Consider the following 17,218-nt stretch of genomic DNA (forward strand, 5'->3'; position numbering starts at 1 on the left):
ACGATGCCGGACTTCACCGAACGCCCCTGGCCGCCGCTGCGCGACCTCATCCTCGGCATGCTGTCGCTGCACCGGCCGCTGACCTTCCACGGCATGATCGAGGCTGATGTCACCCGCATCATGGAGGTGCTCGCGAAGCGGCGTCGTGCCGACCGCCAGGCCGTGTCGCTGCACGCCGTGCTGGTGGAAGCGGTGGCGGTCGCCGCGGCGCGCAACCCCGCCGTGCTGACCTTCCGCCACGGGAAGAAGCTGGTGACCTTCCGCGACGCCGATGTGGCGACGGTGGTGGACCGCAAGCAGCCCGACGGCACGCGGCTGCCCATGGGCCTGACGATCCGCGCGGCGCAGACCAAGGACGTGATGGCGATCCATGAGGAGCTGCGCGGCGCGCTGAAGGGCGATCTGACGGCGACGGAGGAGGTGAAGCGCCGCCGCCGCCTGCTGCGCCTGCCGAAGCCGCTGCGCGCGCTGGTGTTTCGCCGCATCGCGGCCGACCCGCATTTCCTGCGGCGCGTGCAGGGCACGATCGGGCTGACCAGCCTGCAACGGCCCGGGCTCGATTTCCGCATGGTCGCCTTCCCGCCGAACCCCTTCACCGTCTCCGTCGCGGTAGGCGGGATCGAGACGCGGCCTGCGGTGGCCGGGGGCGCGCCGCGGCGCGTGCTGTCGCTGGGTGGCGCGATGGACCATGCGGTGATCGATGGCGCCGCGCTGGCGCGCTTCTGCATCACGCTGCAGCAGCGCCTGGCGGATGCGGAGGGGCTGGCCGGGCTGATCGAGGGGTAGCGCCGACCCGCGCTATGCCGGCACGCCCGGGTGCTTCATCAGCCCGCCATGGCGCCCGGCCACATGCTCGAACAGCGCACGGTCCTCCCGCGTCACCGCCAGCAGCAATTCGCAGGTCGCGCTGTCCAGGTTGATGCGGCCCTGGCCGGCGGTCACGTTCTCCCGCTCCACCCGCCCCGGAACCACGCCGAGCCAGCGATGCAGCGTGGCGGAGACGTCGTTCACCCGCGCGCTGGTGCCGACCAGGGCGTAGCAGCCCTCCAGGATCGGGATCGCCTCCTTGGCGGAGGCGGCGCCGGTGAGCTGCCGGCAGGCTTCGCCGGCCAGGGCCTCGGCGGAATCGCGGATGAATTCGGCGAAGCCGCGGTCGCGGAACTCGGCATGCAGCGGGTGGTCGGGCCAGGTGGCCATGTAGTTGAAGGCGGAAACCAGCCGCGCCACGGGGTCCCGCAGCAGCGTCACGAAGCGCGCATCGGGGCGGGCGCGTTCCAGCGCTTCGTTCACCGTCACATGGCCGCTCACCAGCGCGCAGCCCGCCACCTGGTCGGGCGTCATGGCCAGGAAGGCGGCGCGTTCGGCCTCGTCGCCGATGCGCAGCACGCTCTCGGGGGGCAGGGCGCGGACCAGCGCCGCGTGCAGCGCGAAGCCGCCGGTCTTGGGCAGGTGGATGAAGACCACCTGCGGCTGCGAGGTCACCATCAGGCCTCCACCCCCCGCCGTGGCCGAAGGAAGGCATAGACCACCAGCGCGAAACCCAGCACCCAGAGCACCGCCAGCACCCAGGGCCGCCAGACGAGGATCGCCGATCGCTCGGCCGGCGCCGCCACGGCGGGAAGGGTCGCGACCGCGGGTGTCGTCGCGGGGGCCTCCGCATAGGCCAGCCGGACCTCCGGCGCCGGTGCCTGGCTGGACCAGGCGAGGGCCACGCCCTGGCCATCCAGCAGCGCCACGTCGCCCCGTTCCAGCCGGGGTGCGGCCGCGGGCAGGGCGGGCATCAGCGTCGGCAGGCGCAGCCAGAGGCCGGGCTGGCCACCCTCCGCCGTCACCAGCTGGGCCGCGATCAGGCGCTGCACGCCCTCGAGATCCAGCAGCGGGCGGCCATCACGGTCCGACAGGGTCAGCCGCCCCGCATCGAAGCGAAGGGCGGGCTGGCTGCCCGCGGGCGGTTCCGCCGTAACGGCGATGAAGGGGCCCGTGGGGCGCGGGGGCGCCGCACCCTCCCGCAGCGTCACCGTGACGGGGGCGGTTGCCGGGACCAGGCTGCGCAGCAGCCACAGCACGGGGTTCAGCGCCTCCGCCACCGGCCCGCCATCGGGCGAGTCCAGGATCACCTCCACCCCGCCGGCGAAGCGGCCGGGCAGGGCGAGGAAGTCACGGGCCGGAGCCGGCGGGGCGAGGCGCAGCATGCTGTCCGGCATCAGCTGCGCGAGGCCGCCGGCGGCGGGGCGCTGCAGCGTCACCACCAGCCGGTTGTCGAGCCGCAGCAGCGCGGGCGGCACCGGCAGGCTGAGCCGCGCCGGGCCCTCCGCCGGCAGTGCCGCGCTGCCCAGCATGGTGTCATTCAGCGTGGCGGTCGCGACACTCCAGCCACCGGCATCGGGCGTGAGGGTGAAGGCGAGGTCGATGGCCTGCGGCAGCCCGCCACCCGGCAGGTCGCGCAGGGAGAACTCCACCGCCCAGCCCGGCGTCGCGCCTTCCTGCGGCAGGGTGGCGCCGCGCAGCGCGGAGAAGGGCAGGGCGGTCGCCGCCGCATCCGGCGCGCGGGCATCCCGCACGGACAGCGTCGTGGCTGCCGCCGCGTCCCGCCAGGGGCCATCCAGCAGCCCCGCGGCCTGTTCGGGCTGCGGCCCACCCAGCGCCAGCGCCGGCATGCCATCGAGGTCCAGCACCGCCGCGCCGGCAGGGCCGAGCCCCACCACCACGGCGCCGGTCGTCCAGAGCGGCTGTCCCCCAGGCCCGCGCCCGATCGAGGGCGGCGCGCCGGAGCCGATCCGCACCTCCCGCCCCGAACCCGCCAGCGCCAGGCCGATGCGCAGCGCCGCCGCGGCCTCGGCGGGCGGCAGCGGGCCGGGCCGGGTCAGGATCCGCGTCTCCCGCGGCAGCAGCCGGAACAGGGTGGCGACGGAGGGCGCGGCGCCGTCGGGCAGCAGCAGTGCCAGGTGGCTGTCGGCGCGCAGCGTCGCCAGCGCGCCGCCACCCTGGTCCACCAGCCGCAGCCCGAGCCGCAGCGCCGTGCCGTCCCGCGCCAGATCCTCGGCCGGGATGGGCAGGTCGAGGGTGAGCCGCGTCTCGCCTTCCGCGAAGGCGCGGCTGGCGAGCACCCGGCCATTGGCCCAGACCTCCACCGCCTGGCGGCCGGCGAAGGGGGCGACGAGGTCGAAGGCGAAGCTGGCGCGGGCCGCGAGGCCGGGGATGTCCCGCGGCAGCGCGAAGGCCACTTCCCGCCCGGCGGTGCCGAAGGCGAGACCGGCCTCCAGCCCCAGCTCATCCAGCCCGACATGGCGTTCCAGCGGCGGCGGCGCGACCGGGGTGGGCGGCGGCAGCGGCTGGGCGGCCACCGGCGGCCGGGCTGCCGGGCGGGCGGGGCGCTGCTGCGCCGCCGCCGACAGCGGCAGCAGCGTCAGCGCGGCAAGGACCAGGCAGCGACCGGCGGCATGGGCAGTGGGGCGATGGGGTCGCACGGGTCCTCGGACAGGTCGCGGGCAGTCGGCGGGGAGGGGATGACAGTATCCCACCCGCCCGGCGCCGGCGGCAAGGTTCAGTAGCCGCGATGCTGCTCCGCCAGCAGCGGGAAGGCAGAATGCACATGCGGCACCACCAGCGGCGCCACCGGGTGCAGCATGCTGCGGTCGGCGGCCGCGAAGCTGGTGGCGCCAAGCAGGCCGAGGCAGGTCTGCACCTCATCCTCCAGCAGTTCCAGCACGCGCCGCACGCCATCCTGCCCGGCCGCGGCCAGGCCGTAGCAGTAGAGGCGCCCGATGCCGACCAGCTCCGCGCCCAGGATGATCGCCTTCACCAGGTCGGTGCCGCGGCTGATGCCACCGTCCATCCAGACCCGCGCGCGGCCTCCCACGGCCTCCACCACCTCGGGCAGCACGGCCAGCGATCCGCGCCCGTGATCGAGCTGCCGCCCGCCATGGTTGGAGACGTAGACGACATCGATGCCGTGCTCGACCGCCATCGCCGCATCTTCCCCGGTGCCGATTCCTTTCAGGATCAGCTTCACGCCGGGATGCGCGGCGCGGACGCGGGCGATGTCCGCCCAGGAGAGCGCGGCCTGGTGGTTCATCCCCTCGCTGCGCGCCCGCCAATGCTTGACGAAGCGCTTGGCGATGTCGCGTTCGCGGCGGCTGTAATGGGCGGTGTCGACCGTGATGGCGAAGGCGTCGTAGCCGGCATCCATCGCGCGCTTGATGTGGCTGTCGATGAACTCCGGCCCGCCGCGGACATAGAGCTGGAAGATCTTCGGCCCGTCCGGATTGGCCTGCGCCGATCCCTCCAGCCCCGGCTCCGTCACGCTGCTGACGATGATCGGCACGCCGAAGGCCGCCGCCGCGCGCCCGGCCGTCGCGGCGCCGCCCGGGTCGAAGCTGTCGAGTGAGCCCACCGGGGCGAGGGCAATGGGCAGCCGGATGCGCTGCTTGCCGAGGAAATCGCCGGAGCAATCCACCGTGCTGACATCCCGCAGCACCCGCGGCCGGAAGGCCCAGGCATCCAGCGAGGCGCGGTTGCGCTGCATGGTCGTCTCGGTCTCGGTCGCGCCGACCAGGTAGTCCCAGATATTGGCGTTGAGCCGCAGCTTCGCCGCCTTCACCAGTTCATGCAGCGTCTGGAACCGTTCCTGACCTTCGGCCGACATCGCGCATCGTCTCCCCCGTGAAGGGGGCAGTCTGCAACGCGACTGCGCCGCGGCCTAGCCGGGGCGGACGCCACGCAGGGTTGCGAGGATCGCCTGCGCGCGCGGCAGCGCCATCAGCGCCTCCGCGCCCACGGGCAGGCGCCGTCGCCAGTTCGGCCTCTCGCGGTCCGTCCCGGGCAGGTTCACCGCGATGGTCTCCCCCGCCAGGTCCTCCGCCTGCACGAGCATGAGGGCGGAGGGCGTGCGCGCCACCAGGGCGTGGATGGCGGCGGCCAGCGCATCATCCATCGGCTGGTCCGGGCCCGCGCCGTCGGGCAGCAGCCCCTCCGCGTCCAGCAGGGCGCAGAGCGCCTCCCGCTCCGCGGCCCGGGTGGCGCGTTCGGCCGCGGGGTCGGCGAGCAGCGCCAGCGCCTCCCGCTCATCCAGGTCGGCGCCGCTCCAGAACCCCGCCAGCGTCGCCAGATCGTGGGTCGCGACGCAGGCGGCAGCGCGGGGCGGGTAGTGGGCGGGCGGACGGAAGCCCGTGCCCTCCTTCTCGAACCACAGCACGCGGTAGGAGAGGATGCCGGCGGATTGCAGCGCCTCCCCGATTCCTGCCGGCACGGTGCCGAGATCCTCGCCCACCACCAGGCAGCGGGCGCGGGTGCTTTCCAGCGCGAGCTGGCCCAGCATCTCCTCGAAGGGATAGGCGAGGTAGGCGCCATCGCCGCCGCGCGCCCCGTCCGGCACCAGGAACAGCCGGCGCAGCCCGAGCACATGGTCCACGCGCAGCGCCGCGGCGTGGCGCATATTCGCCCGGATCAGCCCCGCGAAGGCGGCGTGGCCGGTCTCCATGGCGTGGCGCGGGTCGGGCGGCGGCAGGGCCCAGACCTGGCCCTCCGCGCTGAAGGGGTCGGGCGGGGCACCCACGGAGAAGCCGGGCAGGAAGCGGCCATCGCCGGACCAGATCTCCGCGCCATCCGGCGCGGCGCCCACGGCCAGGTCCCGGTAGAGCCCGGCGCCCGCGCGCCCGGCTGCCGCCAGCTGATCATCGGCCAGGCGCTGGCAGAAGGCGGCGAAATCGATAGCATCCGCATGGCGCGCGGCGAAGTCGGCGACGCCGCTGTCGTCACCATGCCGCAGCCCGGCGGGCCAGCGGCGCGAGTCGCTGTGGCCCTCGGCCTCCGCGATCGCCGTCCAGGTGCAGAAGCGCGCCAGGGCCGAGCCGGGCAGGGGGAGGTCGCCGCGCGGCGAAGCCTCCCACGCCGCGCGCAGCACCGCGCGCTTGGCGGCCCAGACGGCGGCGTGGTCCACGCTCTCGCCCCGCGCCAGCGCGGCGAAGATCTCGGCGTCGCCACCGGGAAGACCAGCGACGTCGATGAAGATGGGGTCGAGGAAGCGGCGGTCGCTGGGGTGGTAGGGGCTGGCCCGGCTGCGATCGGTGGGGATCAGCGCATGCGGCGGGCTGAGGCCGAGGAAGCTGGCGCCCTGCTCGGCCGCGGCGCGGGCCAACGCGGCCACGGCGGAGAAGTCCCCGATCCCCTGGTCGGCCGCCCCTCGCAGCGCGTAGATCTGGGCTGCGATGCCGAAGCGCGGCCGGTCCAGCAGCGGCGGCAGGAAGCAGCGCGGGGGCGCGATGGTGATCAGGCAGCGCGACTCCGGCGCGGCCTCATCGAACAGCAGGTGCCGGCCTTCCGGCAGCGGCGGCAGCGCCACCAGCCGCTCGGCGGCCGCGCTGCCATCGGCGCGGATGAGGCGCCTCGTCTCCCCGTCGCCAGGCGCCACGGCCACCCGATGCTCGCTGCCATCCTCGCAGGCGATGCGCAGCATCACGGGCCGGTCGGCCAGCGCCATGGGCAAAGGCTGGCCTGGCCACAGCGTGACGGAAGGCGGCAGCGCCCGGGGGCGCGACAGGCGGGCGAGGCTGTCCCGCATCGCCGCGCGGTTCCCGGCCGACAGCCCGAGTGCGCCCAGCAGCGCCTGCAGGGTCTCCACCGGCACCTCATGCCGCTGGCCGGAGATCTCGTGCCAGATCGGGTCGATCCCTGCCTCGCGCGCGAGATGGGCGAGCAGCGCGGGATCATCGGCCGGCGAGCGCGCGAGGATCGCCTCCTCCGCCAGCAGCAGCACGGCGCGTGCCGGCAGCGTCTCCGGCACCTCCGTCGCGTCCGGCGCGCTGCTGTCCACCAGCAGCCGCCAGGCGCGACCAGGGCGGGAAGGGGGCAGCGTGAAGGGCGCGGCATCGCCCGCATTCAGCGCCACCAGGCAGCGATCGGCGCCGGTCTGCAGCAGCGCGACCAGCGCGCGGCAGTCATGGTCTTCCCAGCGATCCATCGCCGCGCCATCCGGCCGCAGCCAGGCGACATCCGCGACGCCATCCGCATCCGCCACACCGGTCAGCGGCGCCGTCGCGTGCAAGGCGGGATGCGCCAGCCGCGCGGCCACCAGCCGGCGCGTGAACGCTGCCAGCCCCGCATCGGCGCCCGCCCAGTCGAACCAGCTCAGCGCGCTGTCCTGCGCATAGGCGTTGTTGTTGCCGCCCTGGCTGCGCCCGGCCTCGTCGCCCATCGAGAGCATCGGCGTGCCCCGCGCCAGCAGCAGCGTTGCCAGCAGCGCGCGCGCATCGGCCTGGCGGCGCGCCCGGATGGCGGGATCGTCGCTCGGCCCCTCCGCGCCATTGTTCCACGACTTGTTGTCGTCCGTGCCGTCGCGGTTGTCCTCGCCATTGGCGTGGTTGCGCTTGGCGGTGAAGCTCACGAGGTCCGCCAGCGTGAAGCCATCATGCGCCGTGACGAAATTGACGCTGTCCGCCAGCGAACGCTCGCGGAAGGTATCGGCGGACCCCGCGAGGCGCGTGGCCAGCGCGCCCACCATGCCGCTATCGCCCCGCCAGAAGCGGCGCACATCGTCGCGGAAGCGGTCGTTCCACTCCCCCCAGCCCGGCGGGAATTGTCCCAGGCGGTAGCCGTCATGGCCGATATCCCAGGGCTCCGCGATGATCAGCAGGTCGCGCAGCGCCGGGTCCTGGCGCATCGCCTGGATCATCGGCGCATCAGCGTCGAAGCCGTGGTCGCGCCGGGCCAGCGTCGTCGCCAGGTCCAGCCGGAAGCCGTCGAGCCCCGCCTGTTCCGCCCAATGCCGCAGCGCATCCATCGCCAGCCGCAGCCCCCAGTGGCGGTCGAGCGCCAGCGCATGGCCGCAGCCCGTGTCATTGGCGTAGCGGCGCCGGTCATCGCCCCGCAGCCGGTAGAAATCGGCGTTGCCGAGGCCCTTCAGCGACAGCGTCGGGCCGAGTTCGTCACCCTCCCCGGTGTGGTTCAGCACCACATCCAGCACCACGGCGATGCCGGCGTCCTGCAGCGCGGCGACGGCGTCCCGCACCTCCGCCATGCCGCCCGGCGCCAGGCCGGGATCGGGGGCCAGCAGCGCGGCCGGGTTGTAGCCCCAGTAATTAGCCAGGCCGAGCGGCGGAAGGTGCCTCTCATCCACCCAGGCCGCCGCCGGCAGCAGCTCCACGCAGGTCACGCCGAGGCCGCGGAGATGCGCGATCGCCGCGGGATGGGCGAGGCCCGCGAAGGTGCCGCGCAGCACCTCCGGGATCGCGGGATGCGTCGCCGTGAAGCCCTTCACGTGAAGCTCGTAGATCACCTGCGGCCCGCGCGGTGCATGGCGGCGGATGGGCGGCAGCGGCGGCGCCAGCACCGCCTTCGGCAGGAAGGGCGCGCTATCCGCGGCATCCGGCGCATCGCCGGTGTCGAACAGCGCCGGCGCCAGGGCGAAGCGGCGATCGATCTGCCGCGCCCAGGGATCGACGAGGAGCTTGGCCGGGTTGAACCGGTGGCCGTTCCAGGGCTCGAAGGCCCCCTCCACGCGCAGCCCGTAGCGCGTGCCGGCGGCGATGCCCTCGACATGGCCGTGATGCACGGCGCCGTGCCGGCCAGGGAGGCGAATGCGGGCGATCTCGCGGTCCTGCGCGTCGAAGACGCAGACGAAGACCGCGGAGGCACCCGGCGCCGGCCAGGCGAAGTTCGCCCCGGTCTCGTCCAGCGTCGCGCCGAGCGGCTCGTGCGAACCCTCGGTTGCCTCAGCGCGCATCGGCGATGGCGTCGCGGTACAGGGCCACGTAGCGCCTGGCCGACCGGGTCCAGGACACGTCGGTGGCCAGCGCATTCGCCTGCAGCCGCGCAAAGGCCTTGCGGTCCCGCCACAGCCCCGCCATGCGCCAGACCGCGGCTTCCAGCATCTCCCGCTGCACGGGCGCGAAATGCAGGCCGGTGCCGAGGCCCTGCGCCAGCGCCATCTCATTGGCGTCCACGACGGTATCCGTCAGCCCCCCGACATGCGCCACCAGGGGCACCGCGCCGTAGCGCAGCGCGCAGAGCTGCGCGAGGCCGCAGGGCTCGAAGCGGCTCGGCACCAGCACGACATCGGCGCCGCCATAGATCAGCCGCGCAAGCCCCTCGTCATAGCCGATCTCCGCGCCGATCCGGCCGGGATGCGCCCAGGCGGCGCCGCGCGCGCCATCCTCGATCCAGCGTTCCCCGGTGCCGAGCAGCGCCAGCTGCGCACCGCAGCCGAGGATGGAGGGGATGGCGCCCAGGATCAGGTCCACGCCCTTCTGCCAGGTGAGGCGCCCGACGAAGCCCAGCAGCAGCGCGTCCGGGTTTTCCTCCAGCCCCAGGCGCCGTTGCAGCGCCGCCTTGTTCGCCGCGCGGCCCGCAAGCTTCGTCGCGCTGAAATTGGCGGCGAGGTGCCGGTCCTTCGCCGGGTCCCATTCGACGGTGTCGATGCCGTTGAGGATGCCGGAGACCGCGCCCGCGCGGCCGCGCAGCAGCCCGTCCAGCCCCATCCCGGCCTCCGGCGTACGGATTTCCGCGGCATAGGTGGGGGAGACGGTGGTGATGCGGTCGGCATACCAAAGCCCGGCCTTCAGGAAGCCGAGCGCGCCGAAATACTCCAGCCCCTCCACCGACAGCGCCTGCGGCGGCAGGCCAAGACGCGGAAAGAGATCGAGCGGGAATTTGCCCTGGAACGCCAGGTTGTGGACGGTGAAGACGGAGGGCACGCGCTTCGCGCCGAAGCGGAGATAGGCCGGCGCCAGCCCGGCCTGCCAGTCATGCGCATGCACCACATCGAAGTTCAGCCCGCGCATCCCGCCCGTCGCGAGCAGGGAGGCGATGGCGCCGAGTGCCGCGAAGCGGAGCCCGTTGTCGCCCCACTCCCCGCCATCGGCGGCGAGGTACGGATTGCCCGCGCGGGCGTAGAGATGCGGCGCATCGATGGCGATGATGTCGAGCCCCGCGGCTTCTCCCCGCTGCAGCCGCGCAGGCCCGCCGAAGAGGTCATCGATCCGTCGCAGCGCCCGCCCGCCGCCGAGCGCCGCCATCACGGCGGGATAGCCCGGCAGCAGCGTGGTCACCTTCACGCCTTCCGCCGCCAGCGCCGCCGGCAGCGCGCCGGCGACATCGGCGAGGCCGCCGGTCTTGATCAGCGGCACGCATTCCGAGGCGACGGAGAGGATCTTCACGACGCCAGGCGATCCAGCATCGCCTGGGTGATGAGGCAGATGCCCTTCTCCGTCCGGCGGAAGCGGCGCGCATCCTCCTCGGGATCCTCGCCGACCACCATGCCCTCGGGGATCTTCACGCCGCGATCGACGACGACATTCGTGAGCCGCGCGCCGCGCCCGACATCGACATAGGGCAGGATCACCGCGCCATCGATCTTCGCGTAGCTGTGCAGGTGCACGCCGGTGAACATCAGCGACTTCCGCGCAATGGCGCCGGAGACGATGCAGCCGCCCGAGACGAGGGAGGTGATGGCCTCGCCACGGCGCCCGTCCAGGTCGTGCACGAACTTCGCCGGCGGCGTCACCTCGGCGTAGGTCCAGATCGGCCAGTCGCGGTCATAGAGGTCGAGTTCCGGCACCACGTCCGTCAGGTCGATATTGGCCTCCCAATAGGCATCGACGGTCCCGACATCCCGCCAATAGGGCTTGGATTCAGCGCGAGACCGCACGCAGGACCGTTCGAAGCGATGCGCCACGGCCTTACCGTGCTTGACCAGGTAGGGAATGATGTCGTGGCCGAAATCGCGCTGGGAATTCGGGTCCGCCGCGTCGCGCCGCAATTGGTCGAAGAGGAACTTCGTCTCGAAGACGTAGATTCCCATGGAGGCGAGGGCCAGGTCCTCACGCCCCGGGATCCCGGGCGGGTCCTTGGGCTTCTCCAGGAAATCGACGATCCGTGCATCCTGGTCCACATGCATGACGCCGAAGCCGCGCGCGTCGAGGCGTGGCACGGCGATGCAGCCCACCGTGACATCGGCGCCGCTCTCCACATGCTGCTGCAGCATGTGCTCGTAATCCTGCTTGTAGATGTGGTCGCCTGCCAGGATCACCATGTGGCGCGGGGCCAGATCCTCGATGATGTCGATGTTCTGGTACACGGCATCGGCGGTGCCGAGATACCAGTTCGCGCCATCGCCGCGCTGGCTCGCGGGCAGGATGTCGAAGGTCTCGTTCCGCTCCGGCCGCAGGAAGTTCCAGCCGCGCTGCAGGTGGCGGATCAGGCTGTGCGCCTTGTATTGCGTGGCGACGGCCAGGCGTCGGATGCCGGAATTCATGGCATTCGACAGCGCGAAGTCGATGATGCGCGACTTGCCGCCGAAATAGACCGCGGGCTTGGCCCGGCGGTCCGTGAGTTCCATGAGGCGCGAGCCCCGCCCGCCCGCCAGCACGAAGGCCATCGCCGTCCTCGCCAGCGGGGCACTCGCCTGGGTCCTGCTATTCGGCATCGCTCTCCCCTTTCTCGTCCTCCGGCGCCTCTTCCTCGGGCGCCGGACCCTCCGCCACCAGCCAGATGGTGCCGAGCGGCGGCACCGTAACCGTCGCGGAAGCAGGAAAGCCCTGGAAGGCCAGACGTTCCGCGACGACGCCACCGAGATTGCCGACGCCCGATCCGCCATACTCCGCGGCGTCGGTATTCAGCACCTCCCGCCAAACCCCGGCACGCGGCAGGCCGAAGCGCAGCCCGACATGCGGCACCGGCGTCATGTTGCAGATCATCGCCACCGGCGCGCCACCCTCTCCGTCAAAACGGAGCCAGGAAAAGATCGATCGCGCCTCGTCATCCGCATCGATCCAGCGAAACCCCTCGGGCTCTGCATCCCTGGCGTGCAGCGCGGGCATCGACCGGTACAGCAGGTTGAGATCGCGGACGAGCCGCTGCACGCCCTGGTGGGGGGCGAATTGCAGCAGCCACCAGTCGATCTCCCGCGCCTCCGACCATTCCCGCCACTGCGCGATCTCACCGCCCATGAACAGCAGCTTCTTGCCGGGATGCGCCCACATCATCGCGTAATAGGCGCGGAGCGTCGCGAAGCGCTGCCAGTCGTCGCCGGGCAGGCGCCCGAGCAGCGATCCCTTGCCGTGCACGACCTCGTCATGGCTGAGCGGCAGCACGAAATCCTCGGAGAAGGCGTACATCATCCCGAAGGTGATAAGCTTGTGGTGCCAGCGCCGGTGGATGGGATCGATCGCCACGTAGCGCAGCGTGTCGTTCATCCAGCCCATGTTCCACTTGTAGCGGAAGCCGAGCCCGCCCTTGGACGCGGGGCGGGAAACACCGGGCCAGGACGTCGCCTCCTCCGCGACCATGATGGCGCCGGGATGCTCCTCCTCCACCAGCGCATTCACCTGACGGAGGAACGCGACGGCTTCGGGATTCTCCGTCCCGCCCTCCTTGTTCGGCGTCCACTCGCCCGGCGCGCGGCCGTGGTCGAGATGCACCATGGTGGAGACGGCATCGACGCGCAGCCCGTCCGCGTGGAACTCCTCCATCCAGTAGAGCGCGTTGGAGGCAAGGAAGGCCGCGACCTCCCGCCGTCCATAGTCGAAGACGGCCGTGCCCCAGGCGCGATGGAAGCCGCGCAGGGGATCGGGATGTTCGTAGAGCGTGCCGCCATCGAAGCGTGCCAGCCCATGCGCATCCTTCGGGAAATGCGCCGGCACCCAGTCCAGCAGCACGCCGATGCCCTGGGCGTGGCAGGCCGCGATGAAGCGCTTCAGACCCTCGGGGTCGCCGAGCCGCGCGGTCGGCGCATGCAGGCCGATCGGCTGGTAGCCCCAGCTTTCGTCCAGCGGATGCTCCATCACCGGCATCAGCTCGATATGCGTGAAGCCCATCCAGGCGACATGCGGGATGAGGGAGGCGATGAGGTCATCCCAGTCGTAGAAGCGCTGGTCGGGATGCCGGCGCCATGACGGCGCATGAACCTCATAGATCGAGATCGGCGCGCGGCGCGATTGCGTCCCCGGCCGCGCGGCGACGAAATCCGCATCGTCCCACGCGAAGGGTGCGTCCGCCGGCACCAGCGACGCGGTCGAAGGGCGCATTTCCGCCGCGCGGCCGAAAGGGTCCGCCTTCAGCGGCTGCACCACGCCGTCGCGCGACAGGATCTCGTATTTGTAGGGCGTGCCGGCGCCGAGGCCGGGGATGAACAGCTCCCACACCCCGCTGTCCACGCGCTTGCGCATGGGATGGCGCCGGCCATCCCAGCCGTTGAAGGCGCCGACGACGGAAACGCGCGCCGCATTCGGCGCCCAGACCGCGAACCGCGTGCCGTCCACGCCCTCATGCAGGGTGTGGTGCGCACCCAGCCGCTGGTGCAGCCGCCGATGCGTGCCTTCCAGCATCAGGTGGTCGTCGAGGGGGCCGAGCGTCTCCCCGAAGCGGTAGGGATCCTCGAACTCCCACGCGCCGCCATGGCGCTCGGCCCGCAGCCGGTAGCCGAAGGGCAGCGCCCGGCCGGGCAGCAACCCCTCGAAACACGCACCGTCGCGGCGGGGCAGGGGGGTGGCCGCGCTGCCATCCGCCGGCACCACCCACAGCGCCTCCACATCCGGCACCAGCGCGCGGATCACGAGGCCGCCCGGCGCCGCATGCGGGCCCAGCACGGCGAAGGGGTCGCCATGGCGCGCGGCGAGCAGGGCCTCCACGGCCCCCGGCGGCGCGCGCCAGGCCTCCATGCTCACCGCTTCACCGGGACGTTCCAGATCTCCTGCGCATATTCGGCGATGGTGCGGTCGGAGGAGAACCAGCCCATGCTGGCGGTATTGATCACCGCCGACTTCCACCACGCCTCCGGGTTCCGCCAGCGTTCCGCGACCGCGCGCTGCGCGTCGTAGTAGCTGTCGAAATCCGCGGTCACGAGGAAGTAGTCGCTGCCACGGAGGTCGCGCACCAGGTCACGATACCGCGTGGGATCGTCGGGGGAGAAGACGCCGGCCTCGATCTGCTCCAGCGCCTCCTGCAGGCGGCGGGACTGGTCGACGGCACGCTGGCCCTGCCAGCCCTCCCGCCGGCGCTTCTCCACCTCCGGCGTCGTCAGGCCGAAGATGAAGATGTTCTCGTCCCCGACATGCTCCTTGATCTCGACATTGGCGCCGTCCAGCGTGCCGATGGTCAAGGCGCCATTCAGCGCGAACTTCATGTTGCCGGTGCCGGACGCCTCCATCCCCGCGGTGCTGATCTGCTCCGACAAATCGGCCGCCGGCACGATCATCTCCGCGAGGGAGACGTTGTAGTTCGGCAGGAACACCACCTTCAGCAGGTTGCGCACGGTGGGGTCGCTGTTGATCACGCGCGCCACGTCATGCGCCAGCTTGATGATGAGCTTGGCGCGGTGGTAGCTGGCCGCCGCCTTGCCGGCCATGATCTTGACCCGCGGCGTCCAGTCCTTGGTCGGCTGGCTGCGGATCTCGTCATAGAGGGCCACGGCTTCCAGCACGTTCAGCAGCTGGCGCTTGTATTCGTGGATGCGCTTGATCTGCACGTCGAAGATGGCGTCGGGGTCGAGCCGCAGCTGGAAGCGGTCCCGCACCAGCGCCGCCAGCGCCTGCTTGTTGGCGCGCTTCACTGCCGCGAATTTCTCCTGGAAGGCCTTGTCGCCGGCGAGCGGCTTCAGCTTCACCAACGCCCCGGCATCGTCCAGCACCTCCGGCCCCACGGCGTCCACCAGCAGGGAGGTCAGGCCCGGGTTGCACTGCTGCAGCCAGCGCCGGAAGGTGATGCCGTTGGTCTTGTTGGTCAGGCGATCCGGGAAGAGCCGGTGGAAATCCGCGAAGACCGTCTGCTTCAGCAGGTCCGAATGCAGGGCGGAAACGCCGTTCACCTTGTGCGATCCGACCACCGCCAGGTGCCCCATGCGCACGCGGCGGCCATGCCCTTCCTCGATCAGGGAGACGGAGGAGAGCAGACGACCGTCGCCGGGGTATTGCAGCCGCACGCTGTCCAGGTGGAAGGCGTTGACCAGGTAGATCAGCTGCATGTGCCGCGGCAGCAGGCGTTCCATCAGCGGCACCGGCCAGCTTTCCAGGGCCTCCGGCAGCAGCGTGTGGTTGGTGTAGCTGATCGTCTTCTGCGTAATCGGCCAGGCCTCGTCCCAGGGGATGTCGTGCAGGTCGACCAGGATGCGCAGCAGCTCCGCCACCACGATGGCGGGGTGCGTGTCGTTCAGCTGGATGGAGACGCGGTCGGGCAGGGAGCGCAGATCGCCATAGACCCGCAGATGCCGCCGGATGAGGTCCTGCAGCGCGGCGGAGGAGAAGAAGTATTCCTGCCGCAGCCGCAATTCCTGCCCCGAGGCGCTTTCGTCCGAGGGGTAGAGCAGCTTGGAGATGCTCTCCGCCTTCACCTTGTTCGCCAGCGCACCGACATGGTCGCCGGAGTTGAAGGCATCGAGCCGCAGCGGATCCATGGCGCGGGCGGACCACAGCCGCAGCGTGTTCACATGCGCGCCGCGCCAGCCGACGATCGGCGTGTCATAGGCCACCGCCTGCACCGTCTCGCTCGGCTTCCACACATGCTTCACGCGGGCTTCGCTGATCGTCACGGCTTCCACCGTGCCGCCGAAGCCGATCTCATGCGCGATCTCGGGCCGGGCGAATTCCCAGGGGTTGCCGTCGTTCAGCCAGTCCTCGGGGTATTCGCGCTGCCAGCCATCGCGGATGATCTGGCGGAACAGCCCGTGATCGTAGCGGATGCCATAGCCGAAGGCGGGGATGGAGAGCGTCGCCATGCTTTCCATGAAGCAGGCCGCGAGCCGCCCGAGGCCGCCATTCCCCAGCGCCGCATCGGGCTCCGCGATGCGCAGCTTCTCGAGATCCACGCCGAGCGGTTCCAGCGCATCCCGCAGCGTGTCGAGCAGGTTCAGGTTGCTGACATTGTCGCGCAGCAGCCGGCCGATGAGGAACTCCAGGCTGAGGTAGTAGACCTGCTTCGCGCCGGACTGGTAGGTGGCGCGCGTCAGGTCGATCCAGCGATCGACGATGCGGTCGCGCACCGCCAGCGCGGTGGCGATGAACCAGTCGCGGTCCCGCGCGCCGAGGCGGCTCTTGCCCAGGTCATAGGTCAGCTTCTGCAGGATCGCCCCGCGCAGCGCGGCGGCATCGGCGCTTTCCCCGGGCTTGGCCATGATGGGGGGTGCGCTCGACGTCGTCGGGGTGTCCATGGGCGGGTGGCTCCTTCCTGGGTGCCGATAGGCGATGGTCGTCCCAACGCGCTGCGATGCAACAATTTGCATGGGCTTGCGCCGAGATCAAAGCACAGGAATAGCGGCGGGGTGGTTAGTTGATTGCGACTGCCCTATTCCGCCGCGGCAATGGCCGCCAGGCCCGGGAAGGCCGGCGCGGGATGCGTGACGATGGCGAGCGGCACGCCAGCCATCCAGCCGGCCATCGGGGCCTTGTCCTCGAAGCGGGCGCGGAACGCCGCGCGGTCCAGCGTGGCGGCCAGGCGCGGCATGATGCCGCCGGCGAGGAAAACGCCGCCGCGCGCCCCCCAGGCCAGGGCGACATCGCCCGCGAAGCCCGCGAGCAGCATGAGGAAATGGCGCATCGCCTCCGCCGCCACCGGGCATTCTTCGGCGGCCCCCACGACCGCGGCGGCATCCCGTTCCGGCACCGCAGCGCCATGCAGCGCCGCCACCACGGCGTGCAGATTGGCGATACCGCGACCCGAAAGCGCTTCCTCCGCCCCCGCGCGGCCGCAGCGGGCGCGGAGCCCCGCCACCACCGCATCCTCCACCGCATCGGTCGGTGCCAGGCCGATATGGCCGCCCTCCGTCGGCACCACCTGCGGGCCGGCGGCGGTCGGCACCAGGGCCGCGCAGCCGAGGCCGGTGCCCGGGCCCAGGACCAGCATGGGCGCGGAGGGGTCCGCCACGCCGGCGCCGATCGCCACCAGGTCCGTCGGTGGCAGGTGGGGCAGGGCATGCGCCAGGGCCTGGAAATCATTCACCAGCCGGGCCCGGCGGACCCCGAAATGGGCGGCGATCGCCGCCTCCTCGAACCGCCAGGGCGCATTGGTCAGCCGCGCCGTGCCGCCCGAAACAGGGCCCGCGACCGCCAGCACGGCGGCATCGATCATCTGGCCCGGCGCCAGCCGTTCCAGTGCCGCCGCCATCGCGGCTTCCGGCGTCGGGAAGCGGGAGACGGGCAGGATCACGGGCGGGCCGATCCGGTCCTCCGCCAGCAGGGCGAAGCGGGCGTTGGTGCCGCCGATATCGGCCAGCAGCGCCCTCATGCCGCAGCCT

At 71.9% G+C, this 17,218-nt stretch carries 10 protein-coding genes; 1 reads left to right on the forward strand and 9 read right to left on the reverse strand.

Going from position 1 to position 17,218, the window contains the following annotated elements:
• Positions 1-3: 3 nt before the first annotated feature.
• On the forward strand, positions 4-786 hold the full coding sequence (locus tag G3576_RS09430) for a 2-oxo acid dehydrogenase subunit E2 (RefSeq protein WP_164694135.1): 783 nt from the start codon (positions 4-6) through the stop codon (positions 784-786).
• Between the two features lie 12 nt (positions 787-798).
• Here the strand turns inward: G3576_RS09430 and G3576_RS09435 are convergent, their stop codons facing one another.
• The 9 genes from G3576_RS09435 to G3576_RS09475 all read right to left on the reverse strand — a co-directional run bounded on the left by G3576_RS09435 (position 799) and on the right by G3576_RS09475 (position 17,208).
• A complete protein-coding gene (locus G3576_RS09435) occupies positions 799-1,485 on the reverse strand; it encodes a sulfotransferase family protein (protein WP_164694136.1) in 687 nt (228 codons plus the stop codon).
• Positions 1,485-3,467 carry a hypothetical protein gene (locus G3576_RS09440; RefSeq protein WP_164694137.1) on the reverse strand — a complete coding sequence of 661 codons (1,983 nt, stop codon included), beginning with the start codon at positions 3,465-3,467 and terminating at the stop codon, positions 1,485-1,487. Before G3576_RS09440 ends, G3576_RS09435 begins: the two co-directional genes overlap by 1 nt.
• A 77-nt stretch (positions 3,468-3,544) precedes the next feature.
• The gene (locus G3576_RS09445) at positions 3,545-4,645 is read right to left on the reverse strand and encodes an alpha-hydroxy acid oxidase (protein WP_164694138.1); all 1,101 of its coding nucleotides are present in this window, start codon (positions 4,643-4,645) and stop codon (positions 3,545-3,547) included.
• 54 nt (positions 4,646-4,699) lie between these two features.
• Entirely contained in the window at positions 4,700-8,719 is a 4,020-nt protein-coding gene (gene glgX / locus G3576_RS09450; RefSeq protein WP_164694139.1) for a glycogen debranching protein GlgX, read from the reverse strand.
• Positions 8,709-10,151, reverse strand: coding sequence for a glycogen synthase GlgA (gene glgA / locus G3576_RS09455; RefSeq protein ID WP_164694140.1), 1,443 nt, complete (start codon positions 10,149-10,151; stop codon positions 8,709-8,711). Before glgA ends, glgX begins: the two co-directional genes overlap by 11 nt.
• Positions 10,148-11,419 (reverse strand): glucose-1-phosphate adenylyltransferase, encoded by a 1,272-nt coding sequence (gene glgC, locus G3576_RS09460; protein WP_164694141.1) that lies wholly within the window; start codon positions 11,417-11,419, stop codon positions 10,148-10,150. The genes glgA and glgC overlap by 4 nt, the downstream gene beginning before the upstream one ends.
• Positions 11,409-13,652 (reverse strand): 1,4-alpha-glucan branching protein GlgB, encoded by a 2,244-nt coding sequence (gene glgB / locus G3576_RS09465; protein ID WP_164694142.1) that lies wholly within the window; start codon positions 13,650-13,652, stop codon positions 11,409-11,411. Before glgB ends, glgC begins: the two co-directional genes overlap by 11 nt.
• A 2-nt stretch (positions 13,653-13,654) precedes the next feature.
• Positions 13,655-16,135 (reverse strand): glycogen/starch/alpha-glucan phosphorylase, encoded by a 2,481-nt coding sequence (locus G3576_RS09470; protein WP_164694143.1) that lies wholly within the window; start codon positions 16,133-16,135, stop codon positions 13,655-13,657.
• A gap of 134 nt (positions 16,136-16,269) precedes the next feature.
• Entirely contained in the window at positions 16,270-17,208 is a 939-nt protein-coding gene (locus tag G3576_RS09475) for a glucokinase (protein WP_164694144.1), read from the reverse strand.
• Positions 17,209-17,218: the final 10 nt, after the last annotated feature.

It is taken from the genome of Falsiroseomonas algicola (assembly GCF_011040385.1).
Lineage (GTDB): Bacteria > Pseudomonadota > Alphaproteobacteria > Acetobacterales > Acetobacteraceae > Falsiroseomonas > Falsiroseomonas algicola.

Bases quoted from the DNA above. Each gene is read 5' to 3' on its own strand.
- G3576_RS09430 (WP_164694135.1), top strand. From the start codon at position 4: ATGCCGGACTTCACCGAACGCCCCTGGCCGCCGCTGCGCGACCTCATC.
- G3576_RS09435 (WP_164694136.1), bottom strand. From the start codon at position 1,485: ATGGTGACCTCGCAGCCGCAGGTGGTCTTCATCCACCTGCCCAAGACC.
- G3576_RS09445 (WP_164694138.1), bottom strand. From the start codon at position 4,645: ATGTCGGCCGAAGGTCAGGAACGGTTCCAGACGCTGCATGAACTGGTG.
- glgX (WP_164694139.1), bottom strand. From the start codon at position 8,719: ATGCGCGCTGAGGCAACCGAGGGTTCGCACGAGCCGCTCGGCGCGACG.
- glgC (WP_164694141.1), bottom strand. From the start codon at position 11,419: ATGCCGAATAGCAGGACCCAGGCGAGTGCCCCGCTGGCGAGGACGGCG.
- glgB (WP_164694142.1), bottom strand. From the start codon at position 13,652: ATGGAGGCCTGGCGCGCGCCGCCGGGGGCCGTGGAGGCCCTGCTCGCC.
- G3576_RS09470 (WP_164694143.1), bottom strand. From the start codon at position 16,135: ATGGACACCCCGACGACGTCGAGCGCACCCCCCATCATGGCCAAGCCC.
- G3576_RS09475 (WP_164694144.1), bottom strand. From the start codon at position 17,208: ATGAGGGCGCTGCTGGCCGATATCGGCGGCACCAACGCCCGCTTCGCC.